At 71.5% G+C, this 21,519-nt stretch carries 24 protein-coding genes; 10 read left to right on the forward strand and 14 right to left on the reverse strand.

All coding sequences use genetic code 11. The annotated features are described in order from the left end of the window. From ACFTZL_RS18940 to ACFTZL_RS18950, 3 genes are all read left to right on the forward strand, one after another. On the forward strand, window positions 1-412 hold a 412-nt coding region (locus tag ACFTZL_RS18940; RefSeq protein WP_382583790.1), incomplete at its 5' end, for a hypothetical protein. Window positions 413-428: 16 nt separating this feature from the next. Continuing rightward, window positions 429-1,568, forward strand: a complete 1,140-nt coding sequence (locus ACFTZL_RS18945) for a hypothetical protein (RefSeq protein ID WP_382583792.1) — start codon at window positions 429-431, stop codon at window positions 1,566-1,568. After that, entirely contained in the window at window positions 1,561-1,812 is a 252-nt protein-coding gene (locus ACFTZL_RS18950; protein WP_382583795.1) for a hypothetical protein, read from the forward strand. The genes ACFTZL_RS18945 and ACFTZL_RS18950 overlap by 8 nt, the downstream gene beginning before the upstream one ends. Window positions 1,813-1,824: 12 nt before the next feature. Here ACFTZL_RS18950 and ACFTZL_RS18955 read toward each other — a convergent pair whose 3' ends face one another. The 3 genes from ACFTZL_RS18955 to ACFTZL_RS18965 form a co-directional block, all read right to left on the reverse strand. Next, entirely contained in the window at window positions 1,825-2,637 is an 813-nt protein-coding gene (locus ACFTZL_RS18955; protein WP_382583798.1) for an SAM-dependent methyltransferase, read from the reverse strand. Window positions 2,638-2,745: 108 nt separating this feature from the next. Then, a complete protein-coding gene (locus tag ACFTZL_RS18960) occupies window positions 2,746-3,000 on the reverse strand; it encodes a DUF397 domain-containing protein (RefSeq protein WP_184596785.1) in 255 nt (84 codons plus the stop codon). Further along, window positions 3,001-3,861 carry a helix-turn-helix transcriptional regulator gene (locus tag ACFTZL_RS18965; RefSeq protein WP_382583801.1) on the reverse strand — a complete coding sequence of 287 codons (861 nt, stop codon included), beginning with the start codon at window positions 3,859-3,861 and terminating at the stop codon, window positions 3,001-3,003. A 244-nt stretch (window positions 3,862-4,105) separates the two neighbouring features. On the opposite strand from ACFTZL_RS18965, the gene ACFTZL_RS18970 reads away from it, so the two are divergent. The 3 genes from ACFTZL_RS18970 to ACFTZL_RS18980 all read left to right on the forward strand — a co-directional run bounded on the left by ACFTZL_RS18970 (window position 4,106) and on the right by ACFTZL_RS18980 (window position 7,576). Beyond that, the gene (locus ACFTZL_RS18970; protein WP_382583804.1) at window positions 4,106-4,765 is read left to right on the forward strand and encodes an ATP-binding protein; all 660 of its coding nucleotides are present in this window, start codon (window positions 4,106-4,108) and stop codon (window positions 4,763-4,765) included. After that, window positions 4,762-5,196 (forward strand): hypothetical protein, encoded by a 435-nt coding sequence (locus tag ACFTZL_RS18975; RefSeq protein WP_382583807.1) that lies wholly within the window; start codon window positions 4,762-4,764, stop codon window positions 5,194-5,196. The genes ACFTZL_RS18970 and ACFTZL_RS18975 overlap by 4 nt, the downstream gene beginning before the upstream one ends. A gap of 388 nt (window positions 5,197-5,584) precedes the next feature. Beyond that, entirely contained in the window at window positions 5,585-7,576 is a 1,992-nt protein-coding gene (locus tag ACFTZL_RS18980; protein WP_382583810.1) for an ABC transporter ATP-binding protein, read from the forward strand. Window positions 7,577-7,600: 24 nt separating this feature from the next. Here ACFTZL_RS18980 and ACFTZL_RS18985 read toward each other — a convergent pair whose 3' ends face one another. The 6 genes from ACFTZL_RS18985 to ACFTZL_RS19010 all read right to left on the reverse strand — a co-directional run bounded on the left by ACFTZL_RS18985 (window position 7,601) and on the right by ACFTZL_RS19010 (window position 14,138). Next, complete coding sequence (locus ACFTZL_RS18985; protein ID WP_189728827.1) at window positions 7,601-7,783, reverse strand: hypothetical protein; 183 nt, start codon at window positions 7,781-7,783, stop codon at window positions 7,601-7,603. A 158-nt stretch (window positions 7,784-7,941) separates the two neighbouring features. Beyond that, on the reverse strand, window positions 7,942-8,631 hold the full coding sequence (locus ACFTZL_RS18990) for a DUF899 domain-containing protein (RefSeq protein ID WP_382583813.1): 690 nt from the start codon (window positions 8,629-8,631) through the stop codon (window positions 7,942-7,944). A 79-nt stretch (window positions 8,632-8,710) separates the two neighbouring features. Then, complete coding sequence (locus tag ACFTZL_RS18995) at window positions 8,711-9,892, reverse strand: cytochrome P450 (protein ID WP_382583816.1); 1,182 nt, start codon at window positions 9,890-9,892, stop codon at window positions 8,711-8,713. An 18-nt stretch (window positions 9,893-9,910) separates the two neighbouring features. After that, the gene (locus ACFTZL_RS19000) at window positions 9,911-11,275 is read right to left on the reverse strand and encodes an amidohydrolase (RefSeq protein ID WP_382583819.1); all 1,365 of its coding nucleotides are present in this window, start codon (window positions 11,273-11,275) and stop codon (window positions 9,911-9,913) included. Window positions 11,276-11,298: 23 nt separating this feature from the next. Further along, entirely contained in the window at window positions 11,299-13,197 is a 1,899-nt protein-coding gene (locus ACFTZL_RS19005) for an FUSC family protein (protein WP_382583822.1), read from the reverse strand. A 164-nt stretch (window positions 13,198-13,361) separates the two neighbouring features. Further along, window positions 13,362-14,138, reverse strand: a complete 777-nt coding sequence (locus ACFTZL_RS19010; RefSeq protein WP_382583825.1) for a nucleotidyltransferase domain-containing protein — start codon at window positions 14,136-14,138, stop codon at window positions 13,362-13,364. A 151-nt stretch (window positions 14,139-14,289) separates the two neighbouring features. Between ACFTZL_RS19010 and ACFTZL_RS19015 the strand changes: the two genes are divergently transcribed. After that, the gene (locus ACFTZL_RS19015; protein ID WP_382583828.1) at window positions 14,290-14,703 is read left to right on the forward strand and encodes a RidA family protein; all 414 of its coding nucleotides are present in this window, start codon (window positions 14,290-14,292) and stop codon (window positions 14,701-14,703) included. Window positions 14,704-14,713: 10 nt separating this feature from the next. Further along, the gene (locus tag ACFTZL_RS19020; protein WP_359895329.1) at window positions 14,714-15,319 is read left to right on the forward strand and encodes a gamma carbonic anhydrase family protein; all 606 of its coding nucleotides are present in this window, start codon (window positions 14,714-14,716) and stop codon (window positions 15,317-15,319) included. Between the two features lies 1 nt (window position 15,320). Here ACFTZL_RS19020 and ACFTZL_RS19025 read toward each other — a convergent pair whose 3' ends face one another. Then, window positions 15,321-16,043, reverse strand: coding sequence for an aspartate/glutamate racemase family protein (locus ACFTZL_RS19025; protein WP_382583832.1), 723 nt, complete (start codon window positions 16,041-16,043; stop codon window positions 15,321-15,323). A 5-nt stretch (window positions 16,044-16,048) separates the two neighbouring features. Continuing rightward, window positions 16,049-17,524, reverse strand: a complete 1,476-nt coding sequence (locus ACFTZL_RS19030) for an NCS1 family nucleobase:cation symporter-1 (RefSeq protein ID WP_382583835.1) — start codon at window positions 17,522-17,524, stop codon at window positions 16,049-16,051. A gap of 186 nt (window positions 17,525-17,710) precedes the next feature. On the opposite strand from ACFTZL_RS19030, the gene ACFTZL_RS19035 reads away from it, so the two are divergent. After that, window positions 17,711-18,364, forward strand: a complete 654-nt coding sequence (locus ACFTZL_RS19035; protein ID WP_382583838.1) for a GntR family transcriptional regulator — start codon at window positions 17,711-17,713, stop codon at window positions 18,362-18,364. Window position 18,365: 1 nt separating this feature from the next. On the opposite strand, the gene ACFTZL_RS19040 is transcribed toward ACFTZL_RS19035, so the two are convergent. Genes ACFTZL_RS19040 through ACFTZL_RS19050 form a run of 3 tightly spaced genes read right to left on the reverse strand, consistent with a single transcriptional unit; the run spans window position 18,366 to window position 21,183 of the window. Then, complete coding sequence (locus ACFTZL_RS19040) at window positions 18,366-19,067, reverse strand: uracil-DNA glycosylase (protein ID WP_382583841.1); 702 nt, start codon at window positions 19,065-19,067, stop codon at window positions 18,366-18,368. Next, a complete protein-coding gene (locus ACFTZL_RS19045; RefSeq protein WP_382583844.1) occupies window positions 19,067-20,473 on the reverse strand; it encodes an MFS transporter in 1,407 nt (468 codons plus the stop codon). Before ACFTZL_RS19045 ends, ACFTZL_RS19040 begins: the two co-directional genes overlap by 1 nt. Then, on the reverse strand, window positions 20,470-21,183 hold the full coding sequence (locus ACFTZL_RS19050; protein ID WP_382583847.1) for an ArsR/SmtB family transcription factor: 714 nt from the start codon (window positions 21,181-21,183) through the stop codon (window positions 20,470-20,472). Before ACFTZL_RS19050 ends, ACFTZL_RS19045 begins: the two co-directional genes overlap by 4 nt. 124 nt (window positions 21,184-21,307) lie before the next feature. On the opposite strand from ACFTZL_RS19050, the gene ACFTZL_RS19055 reads away from it, so the two are divergent. After that, window positions 21,308-21,519, forward strand: a 212-nt coding sequence (locus ACFTZL_RS19055) for a S4 domain-containing protein (RefSeq protein ID WP_382583850.1), incomplete at its 3' end; no start/stop codon positions are given.

Raw genomic sequence — 21,519 nt, forward strand, 5'->3', positions numbered from 1 at the left:
CGCGGGCACGAATCAGGGGGGAATCGATATCGTCGTCCAGAAGGACGGACAGCTCTTTCTGGTGGACAACAAAGCGCTGGAGGGCTGGCGCAATGTCAGTTCCGTGAGCGCCCTGGACAAGAACCTGACGGCGAACACGCAGTCCATGGCCGAGCTTTTCGATACCTACGCGAACGATCCCGCGCGGCCGGCCGTCGAGCAGGAGATGTATGGCGCCGCGGCCGAAAAGCTCCGCAGCGGCGGCTACGAGAAAGTGGTCACGAACGCGAACCTGGCCGCCGTCTCCGGCTTTCCCCAGGATGTCACCGGCCGGCTGGACGAACTCGGTTTCCAGATGTGGGATCTGATGGGAAAGCCGAGTCTGCACGACCCGGACAGCGGTGCGGTCGAACCAGGAACGCAGCAGCCCTGAAGCCCGGAAGAGGATCATGGCGGGACATCGAAAGCACTCGCTGGGCGCTGCCTGGCGTGAAGCGCGCAAGCTGACGAGTGATGCCGTCTCGGCCGGGATGTCCCGTGCGGAGACGGCGAATCCGGAATACGTGCAGCGCATGAAGGACGCACGCGTTAAGGCCGCTCAGCGTGCCAAAGAACTCGGCCGCACGGCTTCGCGCAAACGCAGCGAGTTGACGCTGCGCTTCGCCGCCACCTCGATGGGTACGGCCACGGGGCGCGGCGCGGCGAAGCTGGGCAGCACCATGAGCACTCTTCCCGTGCTCTCGCTGCCTTCGGATGTCTTCAACGAGCGAAACGGCATCAACCGCCTCGCGGAGAGGTTGCGGGAATCTCCTGACGACCCCTTCGTCAACCTGGTCCTCGCGGAATCGATCTCCCGCATGCAGCGGGAGCTGCTGACCCTGACAGCCGTGCGCACCGCGGTCACCATGTCTCCCGTGGCCCTGCTGATGCGAGAGAGCATGAAGACCGCGAGCGCGTTGAACAGGGCGAATGAATTACCCCTGGTCGACAAGCTGCTGAAGCGGGCCTACGGCATGGCGATGTCCCAACTGCGCACGCACCCCGGCGAGCCGGCGTCGCTCCACATCATCTCCCGCGTCTACCTCGCGAAGCGCAATCCGCAGGGATGTCTGAAGCCGGCCCTGCTGGGAGTCTGCCGAGACGACACCCCGGGGGAAGCCGGACCGATCTTCTACACCATGAGCAGGGCCTATCAGTCCCTGGGAGACCAGGAGAACGCGCGGTCCTCCGCCCAGGCCGCGATCGACGACGACTTCTCTCTGGGCTGGCTGACGCTCAGCGACCTGATCTACGAGGACCCGGACCTGGCGACCGCCAAGGCACGCCATAAGGCGTATCTGGAGGCCCTTTCCCACGTCACACAGGAAGACCTCGCCTGTTACGCCGGGATCGACCCGCGGACCAAGGAAATCGCCAAGAGCGTCTACGCGCTGCAGAAGACCAAGGCTCTCACCGCGTACGCCAACGTGAACCAATCTGTGAAGCGCGTCCGAGAAAACGTGACACAGCGCATTTCGGCGGCCAGGCAGGTGACTGACGAGCGCAAGAGTCCACCATCCCTGCCCGCGGGCGGAGCGTCCGATGGATGACATTTTCGCGATGCTCGATGAGCTGTTGATCGATCTCGGTGACGCTGGGTCATTGCGACCGGACCTTGATTTCGGTCACGAAGCGCATTGGGCACCCGTGGAGCTTCCTGAGCAGCTCCCCGGAGAGCTCACCGACCTCTTCGAGCTCTCCGACTCTCCGCCTCTCTCTGATGCCGAGACCGGCGACGCCGACGGGATCAAGTGGGTGATGTTTCCCAATCCATTCCACGGCGAAGGACCCTGAAGCCCCCGGAGGCTACGGCTTGCGCGCCACCGCCCCGTATCCCGGAATCACCCCGTCGTCCTGCCCGGGCACGGGCTCGCCCAGCTCGGGGTGCCAGTGGTGGGGCACCTCGACGCCGGGTTCGACGAGGTCGAGGCCGTCGAAGAAGCGGGTGAACTCCTCGCGGGAGCGCAGGGCCAGGGTGACGCCGGCGGCGCGGAGCTTCTCGGTAGCCGCCCTGGACTCCTCCGGTGTGAAGTCGGCCGTGGCGTGGGTGATCACCAGGTAGCTACCGGAGGGCAGTTCGGCGAGCAGCCGACGGACCAGCTCGTGCCCGCCGTCCTCGTCGGAGACGAAGTGCAGCAGCGCGATGAGCGACAGCGCGACGGGCCGGCTGAAGTCCAGGACCTTCCGCGCGCCTTCCAGGATGGCGTCCGGGTCACGCACGTCGGCCTGGAGGTACTCGGTGACACCCTCGTCCGTGCCGCGCAGCAGGGCCGCCGCGTGGGCCAGGACGATGGGGTCGTTGTCGCAGTAGACGACCCGGGCGTCGGGGGCGATCTCCTGGGCGACCTGGTGGAGGTTGGGCTCGGTCGGTATGCCGGTGCCGATGTCCAGGAACTGCCGTACGCCGTTCCGGGCCAGCCAGCGCGTGGCCCGGTGCATGAAGGCGCGGTTGACGCGCGCCATCACCGGCACCCTCGGGTCGAGGGTGAGCATCTGGCGGCCCATCTCCTCGTCGACCGGGTAGTTGTCCTTGCCGCCGAGGTACCAGTCGTACATCCGCGCGGGATGGGGTCTGGTCGTGTCGATCTGGACGGCCGTCGTGGGGTCCTGCCCGGTCATGAGGCACTCCGTAAGGCACAAAGGATGGTCAATTCAACACCAGCGTCAATAAGTTGAGCATCAGCGAGTCGAGCGTCAGAAAGTCGAACGTCAGCAGAGGCAATCGCGTCAGGACAGCAGGAAGTCCGCCTTCCCCGCCTTCGCACCCTCGATGAAGGCCGTCATCTCGTCGGTGGTGTAGATCAGCGCCGGACCGTCGGGGTCGGTGGACTGGCGGACGGCGATCCGGCCGTCGGCGAGCTTCATCGCCTCCAGGCAGTTTCCGCCGTTCCCGCCGCTCCACGGTTTGTGCCAGCCTTCGCTGCCCAAGTCACGCGCGGGCATGCCGTTGTAGACCTGTTTGCGCGGCTTGATGCGATCCATTCACAGCTCCTTGCGGAGATCCCGGAGGATCTCCTTCGTGCGATGTGCCGTAGCGGCCTGCGCCGCCATGCGGTCCATGACCTCGAGGTGGGTCGCCACCTCGGCGCGCGCGTCGAGATAGACCGCGCCGGTCAGGTACTCGCTGTAGACCATGTCCGGCAGTTCGGGCATGGCGAATCGGAACAGCACGAACGGCCCGTACGTGCCCGGGTGCGGCCCATTGGCGAACGGGGCGACCTGGAGCGTCACGTTGGGCAGCTTCGTGGCCTCGAGCAGTCTGTCGATCTGGGCACGCATCACCTCCGGGCCGCCGACCGGGCGCCGCAGCGCGGTCTCGTCCATCACGACCCACAGCCGGGGCGCGTCCTCGCGGGTGAGCAGCTCCTGGCGCTGCATGCGCAGGGCGACATGGCCCTCGATGTCGTCGGGCCGGGTCTGTCCGATCGCGCCGGAGCGGAGCACCCCGCGCGCGTAGTCCTCGGTCTGCAACAGGCCGGGGACGAAATGGGGTTCGTAACTCCGGATGACGCCGGCCGCGCCCTCCAGGCTCACGTACATCGAGAACCAGCCGGGCAGGATGTCGTGAAAACGCTGCCACCAGCCGGGCTTGTTCGCGTCCTCGGCAAGCTGGACGAAAGCGTCGGCCTCTTCCTCGGAGATTCCGTAGGCCTTCAGGAGCAGTTGCAGATACGGGATTTTGAGCGCGACCTCGGCCATCTCCATACGACGGACCGTGGCGGGGGCGACGCGGAGGATGCGGGCGGCCTCCTCGCGCTTCATCCCGGCGCGTTCCCGCAGGTCCAACAGGCGTCGGCCGAGGACGACCTGGCCGACCGTCGGCGCGGACCGCGGTTCGCTCACGCTCCACCTCCACGAAGAGTTCTGACGAGCCGGCCACAAAGGAACGCTGACAGCCCGGCGGCGCCATTCGAAGACCCTTTCGAAGAGCTGATCCGAACTGACGTTTCGAACGAATCTTCGACGATCTCAACTGGCGCCGCGCGGAGTGCTGTTGCGATGCAGTGTGCCACGGCCTTCCAGACCGTCACAGCGCACTCTGCAATTTTCAGAGTGACACTTGCCAAGTGTTCACGGCGGGGCGATAGTGGCAAGCGTGATTCCGTCCGCGCCCTTAGGAACAGACGCCGCCGCAGGCCCTCTCGGCCTCGGTACCGCCGGAGTCGGCCCCGTCGGGGCCGCTGCCGAGCGCCGGTTCCGTTTCGAGCTGGCCGCACATCCGGGTTCCCCCGCACAGGCCAGACGCCTGACGCGGGCCCGGCTGACCGGCTGGTCGGTGTGCGAGGACACGTGCGACAGCGCGGCCCTGGTGGTATCCGAGCTGGTCACCAACGCCATCGTGCACACGGCGAGCACGCACATAGTGTGCGAGCTGCACGACGGCGACGACCTGGTGCGGATAGCGGTGCGCGACGAGGGCTGCGCCCCTGGCCAGCCCCACGCGGCCGGCCGGACGCGGCCCGAGGAGGAGCACGGGAGGGGACTGCTTCTCGTCGACGCCCTCTGCGAAGCCTGGGGTGCCCATGAGCACGGTCCCGGGCTGCTGGTCTGGGCCGAGCTGCCCCGCACGGCGGACATCCCGAATGACCCGGCGGAGCCCCGGAACGACCTGGGCTGGGGCGCCCGCCCGAAGCCGGGTCCGTCCGACGACTCGGGCGACGGGGACGGAGCCCACCAGGCGCGTCACACGAGGAGCGCGCCGGAGGTCCCCGCGCAGGGGCGACGCCGAGAGCAGGGGGCGGCATGACGTCCGCGCACGGTGGCCGCGTACTGAACCTGGACACACTCGCCCGCCTCCGGCGCGGGCTGCGTACGCCGGGTCCGGCCCTGCGCCTGCCCCTGCCCGACGGCATGACCGCGCCGCTCGGCTGCGACGCGGTCGCGGTTCCCGCCCGTTTCGGCCGGCTGGTCATGCCCCGGCTGCCCCGCGCGGGCTGCGTCTACGCCGACGCGACGCACTGGTGGTGGCTGGTACCGGCCGACTCCGACCACGCCCTGGAGTGGCCGGCTCCCGCGCGGTACGCCACCGGCGCGGTCGTCCCGGACGCCCCGGAGCTCCCCGAACTGATCCACCGCCCGGACGGCAAGCTTCCGTACACCCCGCCGATACCGCTGTACCTGGCCCTGTGCCGCGTGACGGGGACGGCTCCGGCGTGGTCGCGGCCGGTCAGCGCGTAGGACTCGTCGAGCAGGGCGCGGTCGAGCACCGCTCAGTCAGCGCGCAGCACTCGTCAAGCACAACCGAGCGACTCGGCAAGACCCATCAAGCACGACCCGACCCATCAAGCACGCCCCGGCCAAACGCACAGGACCTTCGAACACAGGCCGGCCGGCGCGCAGGCCCAGCCCTGCACGACCCGTCCGGCGCGTAAGACCTGCCGAGCACATCCCGGCCGAGGCACACGCACCACTCCCACGACCCCGCGCCGCCCCACACCTCCCCCGGTCCGGTCGTGCGCCCGCGCGCATCCGGCGCCCCGGGCTGCGCCCTGCCCGGGCGGGCTCCGCCCCCGCGATAGTGGCCGTTCGTTCACGAGCGGGGCCCGAGCGGGGAGGTCGGTCGACGGTGGGGAAGAAGCGGACCGCGCCGGAGGTGTCCGAGTCGGAGCGGCTGCTCTTCGGCGGGCCGCTGCGCTACGACATGGGCTGGAACCAGCACGCCGACGCGTTCCTGGAACTGAACTTCCGCGCCATGATCACCCGGCTGCCGTCCCTGCTGACGTCCAGCCTCCGGCTCGCCCGGCAGGCCGACCGGGGCGCCGCACGGATCGTGCTGGCCTCCGAGGCGGGCCGGGGCGTCGCACAGGCGGTGAGCCTGCTCGCGGTCAACAGCGTGCTGGCCCGGCTGATGGGCGGCGGGCCGATCGACGACCGGCTGCGCGGAGCCGTCCCCGCCCTGGTCACGGTGGCCCTCGTGATGCTGCTCGCGGCATTGCTGCGGGCCGCGAGCACCTACGCCACCGGCCGCCTGGAGCCCAAGGTGGAGCGGGTCGCGACCGAGCGGTACCTGGAGCGGGCCGCGACCGTGGAACTGGCCGCGATCGAGGACCACGCCTTCCACAAACTGCTGGACACCGCGCAGTACGGCGCCGCCTCGGCCCGCCGGATGATCATGTACGGGACACGCGTGATCAACGCGATGATCTCCCTGGTCGCGGCGGCCGGCGTGCTGACCGTGCTGCATCCGGCCCTGCTGCCGCTGCTGGTGACGATGACGCTGCCGAGCGCCTGGAGCGCACTGACCGTGGCCCGGCGACGCTACGAGTCCTTCCACGCCTGGGTGCAGCATGCCCGCGCGGGCCGGCTGCTGGGCAACCTGCTGATCGAACCCGAGGCGGCCCCCGAGATCCGGGTGCACGGCGTCGGCGCGTTCCTGCTGCGGCACTTCCGCGCGATGTCGGAGACGGCCGAGGCCGAGCAGGCCCGTCTGGCCGGGCTCGCCGCCCGCACCGGCCTGATCGCGGCGGTGTGGACGGGCCTGGCGACGGTGGCGACGTACGCGACACTCGGCGGACTGCTGCTGGCGGGGTCGATGGCGCTGTCGGTGGCGGGTACGGCCGTGATCGCGATCCGGACCGGCTCGCAGAGCCTCGACACGCTCGTGGTGGAGGTCAACGCGCTGCACGAGGAGGCGCTCTTCGTCGGCGACCTGCAACGGCTGTACACGGAGGCGGCACAGCGCGCGATCCCGGCGGGCGGCCTGGCGCTGCCGGAGGACCCGCGCGAGATCCGCTTCGAGAACGTCACGTTCCGCTACCCGGGCGACTCGGCCCGCCCCGCTCTCGACGATGTGACGCTCGCCCTCCCGCTGGGCCGAATCGTGGCGCTGGTCGGCGAGAACGGCTCCGGCAAGACGACCCTGGTCAAGCTGCTCGCCGGGCTGTACACCCCGGAGCGGGGACGGATCCTGTGGGACGGCGTGGACGCGGCGACCGCCGACCGGCATCTGCTGGCCGAGCGGATCGCGATGGTGGCGCAGGACTTCAAGCGGTGGCCGTTCACGGCCCGGGTGAACGTCGCCCTGGGACGGACGTCGGCGCCCGTGTGCGAGGACCGGCTGGCCACGTCGATCGCCGAGGCCGGAGCGGAGACGGTGGTCGCGGACCTGCCGCGCGGCCTCGACACGCTGCTCGCCCGCAACTTCAGCGGCGGGCACGAACTGTCGGGCGGCCAGTGGCAGCGCCTCGGCATCGCCCGGGCGGCCTATCGCAGGGGCCGCATCCTGATCGTGGACGAGCCGACGGCGGCCCTGGACGCACGGGCCGAGCTGGAGGTCTTCGAGCGGATCCGCGCCCTGGCCGACAGCGGCCAGACGGTCGTACTCATCACGCACCGGCTGGCGTCCGTACGCCATGCCGACCTGGTGCACGTCCTGGACCAGGGCCGGCTCGTGGAGTCCGGGACACCGGACGAGCTGCTGGCCACGGGCGGACTCTACGCCGAGCTGTACGCGCTCCAGGCGGAGCAGTTCACCAAGCCACCCACGACGGTCACGCCACCCACGACGGCCCCGCCGATCGCGCCGGTCACCAAGGTGCCGGCCCCGAAGGCGGGCTGAGCCACGCCTTCCCCGGGCCGTCCGTCAGGCCGTGGCGTCGGCGCTGTCCCCGCTGCGCACGATCACCAGGAACATGTCCGTCGCGAGGTCCATGACAACTTCGGCAGGCAGGCCTTCCAGACGCCGCGCCTGCGCGAACTCCTCCGCCGGCCAGGAGCCACGCGGCCCACCGGCGGGAAAGCGCTCGAGCACCGTTCGCCCGTTCACCACCCTGCACCTCCATGTAGCGCTGCACTCGTAGAGTTAAACGCCAACCATGGGGTGAACGGCTCGCGAAGTGACGGTTCTGAGACGTAGTTGACACTCGTTCACCGCCAAGTGTGACCAACCTCTCAGCCTCTTGGCGGATGTGCTCACTTTGGGTGTCAATCGTCGTACTCGTCGTGATACCGGATGCGCTCACTTCCCGCAGGCGCCCCAAGAGCGGACGAGCGCCCCTTGGGCTCCTCCCACGCCTCCTGCCTGCCCAGCGCGGTGAGGTCCAGCAGGCTGGTGGTCGAGCCGAGGCCGTCGAGGCCGCGCTCGTACGTCGAGTAGGTGTGGAAGACCCGGTCGTGGTCCCGCAGGAAGCAGCTGAGGCCGGGCCGCTCGGAGAGCTCCCCCTCGTGTTCGAGCGTCACCTCGAAGTCGCGATTGAAGTCACTCCCGTGCGACGAGTACCAGGGCACCGTCCAGCCCATCCGGGCCTTGAAGGGAAGGATCTTCGGGAAGGGCGCCCGGGATATGGCCGCGAACGACGTGCCACGGGCCTTGAGATGGGCGAGATGCCCTATTTGATCCAGGAATCCGGAGCAGCTTCGGCAGCCGGCGTCCCACTCGGGCGCGAACATGAAGTGGTAGACGACGAGCTGGTGCCGCCCCTCGAACAGGTCGAGCAGGGTGGCCTTGCCGTCCCCGCCCTCGAACACGTACTCCTCGTCGACCTCCACCATGGGCAGTCCGCGCCGCTCGGCGCCCAGCGCGTCCCGCGCGCGGGTGGCGGCCTTCTCCTTGACCAGCAGTTCCGCGCGCGCCGCGCGCCACCGGTCGCGCGAGACGATCTCCGGAAACGACATGAACCCCTCCTGTACCCCTCCTGCGGCAACGGGCCGTCCGGGGTGGTGACCGGTGGGAGGGGCGGAACTCATCGCCGGCTCACGAAGTTTTTTCCGCGTACGTCACCGGCAGCGCGACCAGACCCCGGGCGCGCAGGGAGGGCCGCCATCGCGGGGCGTCGGACGCGAGGGCAAGGTCCGGGAACCGCTCCAGCAGCGCGGCCAGGGCGACTTCGGTCTCGGCACGGGCCAGCGGCGCGCCCAGGCAGTGGTGGATGCCGTGGCCGAGGGCGAGGTGACCTGAGGTGTCCCGGCCGAGGTCGAGCCGGTCGGGGTCGGGGAAACGGGCCGGGTCGCGGTTGGCGGCGGCCAGGGACAGCAGGACGGTCTCGCCGGCGGGCACGGTGACGCCCCCGATCGTCACGTCCTCGGTCGGGAAGCGCCGGATGGCGAGCAGGGCGGGCCCCTCGTAGCGGGCGAACTCCTCGACGGCCGCCGGGATGCGCGCCGGGTCCGCGCGCAGGGCGGCGAGCTGCTCGGGGTGCTCCAGAAGGCCGAGCACGGCGTTGCCGATGAGCTGGACGGTGTTCTCGTACCCGGCGAAGAGGATGAGGAAGGCCAGGGACATCAGCTCGTCCTCGGTGAGCCGGTCGCCCTCGTCGCGGACCGCGATCAGGTCGGAGAGCAGGTCGTCGGCGGGCTTCGCGCGCTTGGCCGCGATCAGCCCGGTGAAGAAGCCGAGCATCGCCACGACCGCCTCCTTGGCGGCCGCCGGGCGGGCCGGGTCGGGGGCGACGAGCGCGTCGGTCCAGGCGCGGAAGTCCCGGCGGTGGTCGTCGGGGACACCGAGGAGGTCGCAGATGACGGTGATCGGCAGGGGCGCGGCGTAGGCGGCGATCAGGTCGGTGGTGCCGTGCGGGCCGAGCGCGTCGAGGAGGCGGTCGGCGGTCCGGCGTATGGGGGCGCGGAGGTGTTCGACGCGGCGCGTGGTGAAGGCCCGTGCGACCAGGCGGCGGATGCGGGCGTGGTCCGGCGGGTCCATGTTGAGGAGGTTGGCGTCCAGGGCCGGCGGCAGGGAGAGCCCCCGGTAGCTCCCCTCCTTCGCGTGCGCCTTGTCCAGGGACAGCCGCGGATCGGCGAGGGCCGCGCGGACGTCCTCGTACCTGGTCACGAGCCAGGCGGGGCTGCCGTCGGGGCCGGCTGTGCGGTGCACCGGCGCGCTTTCGCGCAGGCGCCGGTACACGTCGTGGGGGTTTTCGAGGAGGCCGAGGGCTGGATCCATGCGGGCCAGCTTAGGGAATCAGGTGTCGTACTCCTGGATGCGCCGGCCGTGGCCGCGGTCGACGAGCGCGGGCAGGCGCTCCTCCAACTCCCCTGCCACCGCGGGCACATCGATCGTCAGCAGCGTCCGGTCGCGCATCAGGAGCCGTCCGTCGACGATCGTGGTGCGGACGTCGGCCGAGCGGGCGCTGTGCACGAGGGTGGCGGCGAGGTCGTGGACGGGCCGGGTGTGCGGGCCGGTGAGATCGACCAGGACGATGTCCGCCCTCCGGCCCGGCGCGATGCTGCCGACGCTGTCCCCCAGCCCCACGGCACGGGCGCTCTGCAGGGTGGCGTGGTGCAGGGCCTGGCGGGAGGTCAGCCAGCGGGGGTCGCCCTCGGCCGACTTCTGGACCAGCGAGGTGAGGGCCATGGACTCCCACACGTCGAGGGAGTTGTTGGAGGCGGCGCCGTCGGTGGCGAGTCCGACGGGGACGCCGATGTCGCGCAGGGCGCGGACCGGTGTGGTGTCGGGCCAGGCGAACTTGAGGTAGCCGCGGGGCGCGGTGGCGACGGCCGTACGACCGCCCGCCCGCTCCAGGACCGGCAGGTCGCGGTCGGTGATGCCGGTGCCGTGGGCGAGGAGCACGTCCGTGTCGAGGATGCCGGTGCGGGACAGGACCTCGATCGGGGTGACGCCGTGGCGGGCGAGGCTGGTGTCCGTCTGGCCGCGGTTCTCCGCGGCGTGGATGTGCACGGGCAGGCCGTGTGCGCGGGCGAGCTCGGCGGTGGCGGCGAGGTCGGTGTCGTCGACGGTGTAGGGGGCGTGGGGCGCGAGGGCGGTGGTGATACGGCCGTCCGCCGAGCCGCGGTGCCGTAGCGCGAACTCCAGTGACCGCTCCCGGCCCTCGGGGCCCTGCGAGGAGAAATAGGCCTCGCCCAGCAGCGCCCGCATGCCGCACTCGGCGACCACAGCGGCGACCTCGTCCATGGCGAAGTAGTGGTCGGCGAAGCAGGTGACACCGGCCCGGATCATCTCGGCGCAGGCGAGCCGCGCGCCCAGCTCGACGTCCTTCGCCGTCAGGTTGGACTCGACGGGCCAGACGACGTCGTTGAACCACTCCTCGGTGGGCAGGTCCTCGGCGAGGCCGCGCAGCGCGACCATCGGCGCGTGCGTGTGACAGTTGATCAGGCCGGGCAGGGCGACCTGTCCGCGGGCGTCGACCCGCTCGGCGGCGGCCAGGTCCGCGACCGCGGAGGTGCTCGTGACGGCCTCGACGATCCCGTTCCGTACGACGATCGCGGCGTCCTCCTCGAAGCCGATCCGCTCTTGATCGTCGTGCACGAGGACGGTGCACGCGCTGATGATGAGGTCGGCTGGACTGTCCGCGGCAGAAGGCGTCATCACGCCAACGTACGACGAGGGCGCTATCCGGCGAGGGGTGTCCGGGGCAGTCGGAGCCCCACCCGTTCCCCGGGTCCGGTGAGTTCGTCGAGGACCGCGGCGAGGCGTTCCGTGTGCCGGGGGCCGATCCGGCCCGTGTCGTCGAGGTGCACGGCGCAGGCGGTCGTGGTGTCGACGAGGCGTTCGAGGACGTCGGCCACCTCGTCCGCGCCCTCGGTGTGCCGGGCGAGGGCGGGCAGTTCGTGTGCGGACAGGGAGATGGCCGTGCGGGCCTCGGCGAGGGTGCGGTAGGCCTCGCGGCGCAGGGTCCAGCGGGTGGCGCGGTGGTCGGAGGGGGTGCCGGAGCCGCCGATGCGCGGGGCATCGGCCTCGTCGAGGACGTGGGTGAGGTAGGCGTAGGCGGCCCGGCTCGCCGCAGCGAGCCGGGCGCGCACTCCCCCGCCGCGCTGTCCTGGCATCGGCAGGTGCCCGACGATCAGCACGATCGCGCAGGCCAGCAGCGTTTCGCCGATCCGGCCCGCGGAGGCCTGCGGCTCGCCGCCGACCATGACCAGGGCGAGGACGAGGACGGTGACGACGGCGGTCTGGGCGGCGAAGTGCCGGGTGGCGACGGGTATCAGCGCCCCGCTGAGGGCGACGAGCGCGATGAGCCCTTCCGGCCGGGGCAGGACGACGGCGAACCCGGCGAACAGGAGAGCGCCGAGGACGGTCCCGGCGGCCCGGTTCAGCACCCGTGAGGCCAGCGGCCCCAGGTCGGGCTTGACGAGGAAGACGGCGGTGGCGGGCAGCCAGTACCAGTGCTCGTGCTCCCCGTACCACTGGGTCCGGTGCAGGGCCTGGGCCACCGCGGAACTGGCCCCGAAGCAGAGGGCGACGCGCAGTCCGTACTCGCGTCCGGCGGTACCGAAGGCCGCGCGCAGCCGGTCCCTGGCGGTAAGGGGCCGGGTGTGCAGATCGCCGCCCCGGCCCTGGTCGAACACCTCGGCGGCCTGCAGGAGGGCGTCGTCGAGGGCGCGCAGCGCGGGCGCCGAGCGGGAGGGGGCGGGCAGCGGCCCGGTGTGGGTGTTGTCGCGTACGGCTGCGGCGAGCCGCCGGGGACCTTCGGAGGCCCGTTCGGAAATGGCCTCTTCGGCCCAGGCCAGCGCGGTGGCGGCTTCGGCGAGGGGCAGCGCGGCGGCGTACTGCGCGTGCAGCCGCCGTTCGGTGGAGGAGGAGGCGTACCGGCGCAGCCGGGGCCCGGCGAGGGCGTCCTGGGCGTGATCGAGGGCGGCGGTGAGCGCGGCACGGCGGCGGATGGCGTCCGGCCCGCCGACGGCGTCGAGGAGCTCGGCGACGGCGTCGTACACGCGGGCCACGGCGGCCCGCTCCCCGTCGAAGCGGAAGTCACCGGTGAGGGAGCCGGGTGTGGGCAGCACGAGCCGGAGCACGAGCAGCCAGCCGGCCCCGGCGAGGAAGGCGAGCGCGCGCTCCCACCCGGCCTCGGGCAGGGGCATCCCCGCGCCGATCGCCGCGCCGACGAGCAACTGCGTCCCGAAGGCCGACGCGACGGGCCCCACGGCGCTCATCCCCCCGGCGACGAGCCCGACGAGCGTGAGGACCACGGTCAGCACGACCGCGCCGGTCTCGTCCCCGGCATACGTCCCGATCACCAGCCCCACGGCACCGCCCAGCGCGGGCACCCCGAGCCGCTTGACCGAGACCCGCCGGCTCCCGGGCCGATCGTTGATGCCGGCGAGCATGGCGGCGATGGCGGCGACGACACCGAGCGACGTACGCCCCGTCTGCACGGCCACCAGCAGCAACGGCCCGGCGGACAAGGCTCCCCGGGTCACCGCGCTCCAGGGCACCGGCCCCCGCTGGGCGCGCAGGGCGTGCGCGAGCCAGGGCGGCAGCACAAGGGAAAAACGGCGGGACCGGGACACGGGGCTCCTGTCGTCACATCGAGGGCAGGGGTGGGCCTTCGGGCGACGGTGGCCGAGCGGGGTGTGGGTGTCCACGGTAGGCGGGGTTCCTGGAGGAAAGGTTTCCGGAACGTGACGGACTGCGGGAGAGCCGGGTTCTTTATGAACGCAATCGGCGACGACGGTCAGCCCCGCGCCGCCTCCAGGGCCCGGGCGAGGAGTGTCTCCGCGTCGGTGACCGTCCGGGCGAGCGCGCCCGGGTCGTCCGTCAGGCTCCGTACGAGCTCGTCCACGCCCCGCAGGCCCGCCCGCGCGACGAGCCCCTTCTCGTTCGTGACCCACTCCCCACGCGCCGCCAGCACCGCGTGCGCCGTCTGTGTCGCGGCGAGGGCGATCGCGCCCGCGACCTGGGTGAGGGCGCCCTTCGGGGCATGGCCGGCTTTGGCGTAGGCGAGGGTGGCGGCGGCCATGCCGTGCCAGTGGGCCGGGGCGGTCTCGCGCAGGGCCCGTGGGTAGGCGCCGGGGCGTGGCAGGGTGCCCCGCAGGACCTTGTTGATCGCGAGTTCGGCGACGATGAGATACGTCGGGATGCCCGCCAGATGGAACATCAGCGGCTCGACGCGGAAGCGGCCTGCCGAGGCCTCCGCCAGCTCGTGTTCGACGACGTCCAGATCGCGGTAGTGGACGTCCACGCGCCTGCCGTCGATCGTCAGCCAGGCACCTCCGTTGAAGACACCGCCACCCCATGCGCCGATCGCGGACACCTCGCCCTCCCAGCCGACCGCGCGGAGGCCGGCCGGGTCGAAGGCGCCGCGGTAGTAGACCGCCAGGTCCCAGTCGCTGTCGGGGCGTTCGGTGCCCTGGGCCCGGGAGCCGCCGAGGGTGACGGCCTCGACGGCGGGGAGGGCGGCGAGGCGGTCGGCGGTGGTGTCGAGGAAGGCCTGGTCCGGGAGGGTGGGCACGGGTGCGGCTCCTGGGGCGGGCGGCTGGGGGTCCGAGAAGCGTAAGGGGCCGGTCGGATCGCGCGAACCGAAATACGGGTGCGGCCGCACACCGGGCATCGCATGATCGGTCGGACAGATCCCCAGTCACCGCCCCAGATCGGAGCCCCGTGTGATCCGCCGCGTGAGCGTCCCGAGCCTCTTCCCGCCGCCCACCTACTCCCACGCCTCCGTCGTCGAAGCCGGCACGCGGCTGGCCTTCCTCGCCGGCTCCGTGCCGCTCGACGCCGACGGCAACCTCGTCGGCGCGGACGACCCGGTGCGTCAGGCCGAGCAGGTGATCGCCAACCTGCGGGAGCAACTGCACGCCGTCGGCAGCGACCTGCCGCACGTCGTGGCGACCGACGTGTACGTCGTGAGCGGCGAGCCGACCGTGCTGTCCGCCGTCTGGGAGGTCGTCGAGGCGTCCGGGCTCAGTGCCGGTCCGCACTCGTCGACGCTGATCGGCGTGGCGTGCCTCGGGTACACGGGGCAGTTGGTGGAGATTACGGCGACAGCCGTCGTGCCCGACGGAACGCCGATCTGAGGAGAACTCCATGTTGATCGAGCACCGCGGGCGGCGCCCCGTGGTCCCCGAGTCCGCCTACGTCGCCCCGACGGCAGTCCTGTGCGGGGCGGTCGTCCTCGGGGAGCGCAGCCGTGTGCTGCACGGGGCCGTGCTCACCGCCGAGGACGGGGAGGTGCGGGTGGGCTCGGACGTCGTGGTGATGGAGAACGCGCTGGTGCGGGGGCGGGCCGCGCACCCCGCCGTGATCGGTGACGCCGTGCTCGTCGGCCCGCACGCCCATGTCAACGGGGCGACCCTCGAGGACGAGGTCTTCGTGGCCACCGGCGCCTGCGTCTTCCCCGGGGCCGTCGCGAGCACCGGCTCCGAGCTGCGGATCCACAGCGTGCTGCACGTCAACTCCGTGCTGCCGCCCGGAACGGTCCTGCCCATCGGCTGGATCGCGGCGGGAGCGCCCCGGGCCCGGCTCTTCGCCCCCGGGGAGCACGACGAACTGTGGCAGATCCAGGAGGCGCTGGACTTCCCCGGCACGGTGTACGGCATCCCGCGCGGCACGTCGATGCGGGAGGTCATGGCCCGCCAGGTGGCGTTCTACGGGGCCCATGGCGACGACGTCACCCTCGACGGCCCGTCATGAGCTACTGCCGTTCGGGCCTCCCCCACACCCTCTGCTTCGGCAGGGCCTCCGCATAGCTCCCCACCCGGCTCGTCGTCAGTCCCAGCGCGACCAGCGACTCCGCCAGTTTGACCGCCGCGGCGACCCCGTCGACGACCGGCAGGCCCAGCTTCTCCCCGACCGCCCGCTGCAACCCGGTCATCCCGGCGCAGCCGAGCACCAGCACCTCCGCCCCGGCCGCACAGGCCCGCTCGGCGGCGGCGAGGAACGCCGTCTCCGTGCGCTCGTCGTCGCCGAGGTCGAGCACGTTCAGACCCGTGCCGACGACCGCGGCGCAGTTGCGGGCCACGCCCGCCGTCTCCAGGCTGTCCTCGATCTGGCCGCGCGACCGCTCCAGCGTGGTGACGACCCCGTAGCGGCGGCCCAGCAGGCAGGCGAGATGCGCGGCGGCCTCGGTGATGTCGACGACCGGTACGTCCACCAGTTCCCGCACGCCCTCCCGCCCGTGCTCCCCGAAGCCGGCCATGACCACGGCGTCGTACGGCGGTCCGTCGTAGGTCCGCAGCGTGTCCAGGACGGCCGCGGCGGACAGGTAGCTGTCGAGCCAGCCCTCCGCGGACTCGGGCCCCCAGGCGGGGGTCAGTCCGGTCACGGTGGTGCCCGGGCCTGCGGCGGCCCGGGCACCTCGTACGATCTCCTCGGTCATCTCCTGCGTGGTGTTGCAGTTGGTGACGACGATCCGCACGTCTCTCAGACCTCCATGGCAGGGCGCTCGGCGGTGGGTTCGGCAGTGCGTTGGCTGCGGCACAGGGCCGCGTACAGCCCGGCCGCGAGTGCCGTGCCGATGAACCAGGAGTACGGCGCCACATCGCTGAAGGTCTTCACCAGCGCGAGGACGGCGGCGACACCGGCCGTGGGCAGGAACGCCCACAGCGCCCTGGGATTGACGCCCTTGCGGTAGTAGAAGCGGGAGCCGGGTGTCGCGTCGAAGAGTTCCTCCACGTTCACGCGGCCGCGCTTGACCCAGTAGTAGTCGACCATGATCACGCCGAACAGCGGACCGAGGAAGGCGCCGAGGCCGCCGAGGAAGTAGTTCACGACGGTCGGGTTGGAGAAGAGGTTCCAGGGGGTGACGAGCAGGGCCGCGACCGTGCTGATCATGCCGCCGACCTTGAAGGTGATCTTCTGCGGCCAGACGTTGGCCAGGTCGTACGCCGGCGAGACGAAGTTCGCGACGATGTTGACGCCCATGGTGGCGATGGCGAAGGTCAGCGCGCCCACCACGAGCACCCAGGTGTTGCCGATCTCGGCGACCAGGTAGGCCGGGTCGGTGATCTCCTTGCCGAAGACCTCGAAGGCGCCCGCGGTGACGATGACCGACACGATCACGAAGGCCGTGGAGTTGATGGGCAGGCCCCAGAAGTTGCCGCGCCTGACCGTCCGGTAGTCGGGCGAGAAGCGGGAGAAGTCGCAGAAGTTGAGCATCAGCGTGCCGTATGTGGCGAGGACCAGGCCGATCGCGCCGAACCACTGGCGCCACTGCTCGCCCACGGAGACCGGGTGCGGGGTGGAGGTCAGCGAGATCGTCCAGCCGGCCTTGTAGAGGATCCACACGGCCAGCGCGATCATCACGAGCCAGATCGCCGGACCGCAGAAGTCCTGGAACTTCCGGACCGATTCCATGCCCCGGCTGATGATCGCCGCCTGGACCAGCCACAGGGCGATGAAGGAGACCCAGCCGAGTGCGTCGAGGCCCAGGAAGGAGTTGTGCGTCCACGACTCCAGGCTCGGCCAGGCCGCGAGCAGCATCACGTTGACGGCGACGGAGGCCAGATAGGTCTGGATGCCGTACCACATGATGGCGATCACGGCCCTGATCAGCGCCGGGATGTTGGCGCCCCAGACACCGAAGGCGATACGGCTGACCACGGGGAAGGGGACGCCGTGGCGCTGCCCGATCTTCCCCATCCAGTTCATGCCGATGTAGATGATCACGAAGCCGACGAGCAGCGACGTGAAGATCTGCCACACGTTCATGCCGAGGAAGAGCAGTCCGGCGGCGAAGGTGTAGTTGCCGAGGTTGTGGACGTCGGACATCCACATGGCGAAGAGGTCGAAGACCTTCCAGTTGCGCTTCTTCGCGGGCGCGAGGTCTTCGTTGGTGAGCCGGGGATCGGGGACGAACGCTGGGGTGCCGGTGGTCGCGGCACGGTCGGCGAGGGACACGGGGACCTCCATGAGCAAGGGGACGACGGAGGGCTGCTCGTTGGCAACTGTTCGGTGGGGAATGCTCAGCGGGCGGGATGTTTGGTATACCAAACTGCGTCATGGTCTCCCCGTCAACCGTTCTGACCGATGTCGCTGTTGTTAACGCTCGGTAAAAGACACCTCGCCTCGGCGAAGATGGGCTGTATGACGAAGATCGAACCCCTGGGCGCAGTGCGCGAACGCGTCACCTCCGAGCTGCGGCAGGAGATCATCGCGGGCAGCCTCCGCCCCGGCGACCGCCTGGTCGAACGCGAGCTGGCGGAGCGCCTCGGCGTCTCACGCGTTCCGGTCCGGGAAGCGATCCGGGCACTCGTCGCCGAGGGTTTCGTCCACTTCGAGACCCCGCGCCGCACGGTCGTACGCCGCCTCACCCCGACCGACGTCAAGGAACTGTTCGAACTGCGCGAGGCCCTCGAGGTCTACGCCGCCGGACTCGCCGCGTCCCGCGCGACCCCGGAGGACCTGGCCGAGGTCCAGGGCCTCCTCGACCGCGCGGCCACCGCGACCGAGGCCGAGGACGCCGAGGTGATCACGGACGTCAACAGCCGCCTGCACGACCGCATCATGGCGATGGCGGGCAACAGCCTGCTGACCGAGGCCCTGGAACCGGTCGCCGGCCGGCTGCGCTGGATGACCCGGCGCAACGAGGAGTGGCCCCAGCTCCTCGTCGAACACCGCGAGTTGTACGAGGCGATCGCCTCGGGCGACCCGGACCGGGCCCGCGCGCACGCGCTCACGCACGTACGGACCAACTACCGCTCCACCGTGCGGCACCTGTTCGGGGACGAGGCCTCCTAGCTCATCCGTCCGACGGCAGACCCGCCGCCCCCGCGGCCGTCCGCAGGACGTCGCGCAGCATCTCGGGGGTGAGGCGGCCGGTGAAGGTGTTGCGCTGGCTGACGTGGAAGCAGCCGAAGAGCTCCAGGCCGTCGAGGACGTAACGGGCCCCATGACCGAAGGCGGGGCGGGGCCGGGGCACGGACCAGCCCGCCTCGGCGAACGCCGGCAGCGCGGCCTGCCAGCCGAAGGCGCCGAGCACGACGACGGCACGCAGTGTCGGACGCAGCAGCCCCAGTTCCCGCACGAGCCAGGGACGGCACGTGTCCCGCTCCTCGGGGGTGGGCTTGTTGGCGGGCGGGGCGCAGTGCACGGGCGAGGTGACGCGTACGCCGTACAGCTCCAGGCCGTCGTGGGCGTGCTCGGCCGTGGGCTGCGAGGCGAGGCCGACGTCGTACAGCGCCTCGAACAGGACGTCCCCGGACCGGTCGCCGGTGAACATCCGCCCGGTGCGGTTGCCGCCGTGAGCGGCGGGGGCGAGCCCCACGATCAGCAGCCGGGCGTCCGCCGGCCCGAACCCGGGCACCGGCCGGCCCCAGTACGTCCAGTCCGCATAGGCGGCCCGCTTGGCACGGGCCACTTCCTCACGCCAGGAGACCAGCCGCGGGCAGGCCCGGCAGTCCGCGATGCGCCGGTCGAGGAGAGGAAGGCCGCTGGCGTCCATCACTCCACGGTAGGCGCGGGTGCGGGTCGCGGCCGTCCCGGGGCCCGGGGGCCATGCCCCTCGGGGCCGTCCGGCCGGACCGGTGCGCCGGACTCGGACGCCGCCGCCTGCGGGGACCGTTGGCCGCCGCGGCGGAGCCAGAGCAGGGCTCCGGACAGCAGCACGGCACTCGTCAGCAGCCAGGGCAACGGGCCCGGCCGCAGCGCCCCGGCGGCCAGGCCGGTGAGCGCGCCGACCAGTTGCTGGGCGAGGGACTGGACGGACAGGGCGGTGGCGCGGCCCTCGCTGGAGACGCGTCGGTGCAGCAGGTCGTTCTCGTTCGGGCCCGCCGCGCCGAGACCGAGGTAGATCAGGCAGAAGCCGACGACCGCGAGGGTCGTGGCCACCGGACGCACGGAGGACGCGGTGACACCGAGCAGGAGCAGGCCGCTCGCCCCGGCCCCGAGGCAGATCAGCACGGCCCGCTCTCCGCTGCCCGCGACCCGGGCTGCGAGCGGGGCGAGGTGGCTGCCGACACCGGAGCAGACGAAACCCGCACAGGCGAGCGCGGCGTAGACCAGCGCCCCGGACCCGGTCGCCCCGGTCAGCGCGACGGTACGGCCCGGTATGAGCAGTTCGATGACGGCCAGGGCACTTCCGGCGGCCGCGGCACTGAGCACGACCCGGCGGACCAGCGCGTCCCGTCCGCCCAGCCGCAGCCCGCCCAGGACGGTGACCGGCACTCCGCGCAGCACGGAACGCAGGGTGGCCGGCGGTCGCGACGGCTCCCTCAGGACGGCCAGCACATAACAGACGAACGCGACCCTGACTGCGGCTCCGAGCAGCACGGGAACGGCCAAGGGCGGCACCGCCCCGGACGTCGCCCCACTCAGCCTGGCACCGAGGTCGGGCCCTACGCCGAGCAGCCAGGGCAGGGCCCCGCCGAGCAGCAGTCCGACCGCGAGCGCGGCGGAGGTCGCGGATCCGCCCCGGGCCAGTCCCGTGCGCAGCTCGGCGTCGGGGCCGGACACCTCCTGCACGGTGTCGACGTACCAGGCCTCTGCGGTACCGCTGGCCAAGGCCCGGGCCACGCCCATGAGCACCATGCCGGCGGTGAGCACCCAGGCGGTGGTGCCGAGGCCGACCAGGAGCGAGGCGACGGCGTTGAGCACACCGGCCATGGCCAGGACCGGCCGGCGCCCGAGAACGTCGGAGAGCCCGCCCGTGGGCAGCTCCAGCGCGGCCACGGTCAGTGAGTGAGCGGCGAAGAGGCCCGCGACGGCGGCCAGGGACATCCCGCGCTCGCTGAACAGGAGGACCATCGAGGCCATACCGAGGCCCGGCGGCAGCCACAAGAGCGCGCAGACGGTGACGTACCGGCGGCGAGCGGTCCGTAACCCGGGCGCTTCGGCCACGAGACGCGTCATGAGGTGCCCTCGCGGGCCCCGCCCGCACGGCCTTGCCGGTCCGCATCGTCACGGCCGTGCGGGTCTACGACCTCACGGTCGCGTGGGTCTACGACCTCAGGGTCGCGTGGGTCCACGCCGTCACGGTCCTGCGGGGCGAGCGGCAGGCCGGCGGTGAGGAACACCACGGGTTCGGCACGCGGGTCGTCCGCGTCCCGGGCGGTCAGTTCCTCCAGCTTCCCGGCGATCGTTTCCCAGAGCTCGGCGAGCGATCCGGCCGTCAGCCGGGGCATGAGATCGCTGATCCCGGACGACTCCACCCACTCCTGACCGAGTCGCCCGCCGGCCATGTCCGCCTCGTGCCGGGCGAGGGACAGCTCCAGGTGCTCCAACTGCCGCCGCCGCGCCAGGCTGACGAAGGCCCGGCCCGCCTCGGAGGACTCCATCGCCTCGTTGCTCCAGGACGTCATGGTGTGCAGCGCCCGCCAGCGCCGCTCCCGCCCGTCACGATGCTCGGCCTCGGCGATGAAGGCGTACTTCGCCAGCACCCGCAGGTGGTAACTGGCCGACGCCGACGACTCCCCCGTCCGCGCGGCGAGCTCACTGGCCGTGGCGGGCCCGTCCTGCCGCAGCAGCCCGAGCAGCCGAATACGCAGGGGGTGGGTGAGGGCCTTCAGGGCGGCGGTGTCGTGCTCAGGGTCGAGTACACGCTTGTGCTCGTCGCTGTCCATGCCGGGGAGAGTAGGCCGCCGCGACCATTCAGCAAAAGACATTTTGCAAAACTTGCTTTGTAGATGCGGGTGGGAGGGCGATTCCCCGCCCGATCGGACGACCCGGCGGACTAAGGTCGGGGACATGGCTTCACAAGGTGCGGCGAACAACTCCGGCAACGGAGAGGCGAAGGCCCTCGACCCGAAGGTCGCCGAGGCGATCGCCGCCGCCGACGCGGCCGGGCCGCAGAGCGGCGAGACCGTCCGCGTCGACAGCTGGATCTGGTCCGTACGTCTCGTCAAGACCCGTTCCATGGGAGCCACCGCCTGCCGCGGCGGGCACGTCCGCGTCAACGG

Origin of the sequence: Streptomyces sp. NPDC056948 (assembly GCF_042674225.1) — a bacterium.
Lineage (GTDB): Bacteria > Actinomycetota > Actinomycetes > Streptomycetales > Streptomycetaceae > Streptomyces > Streptomyces purpurascens.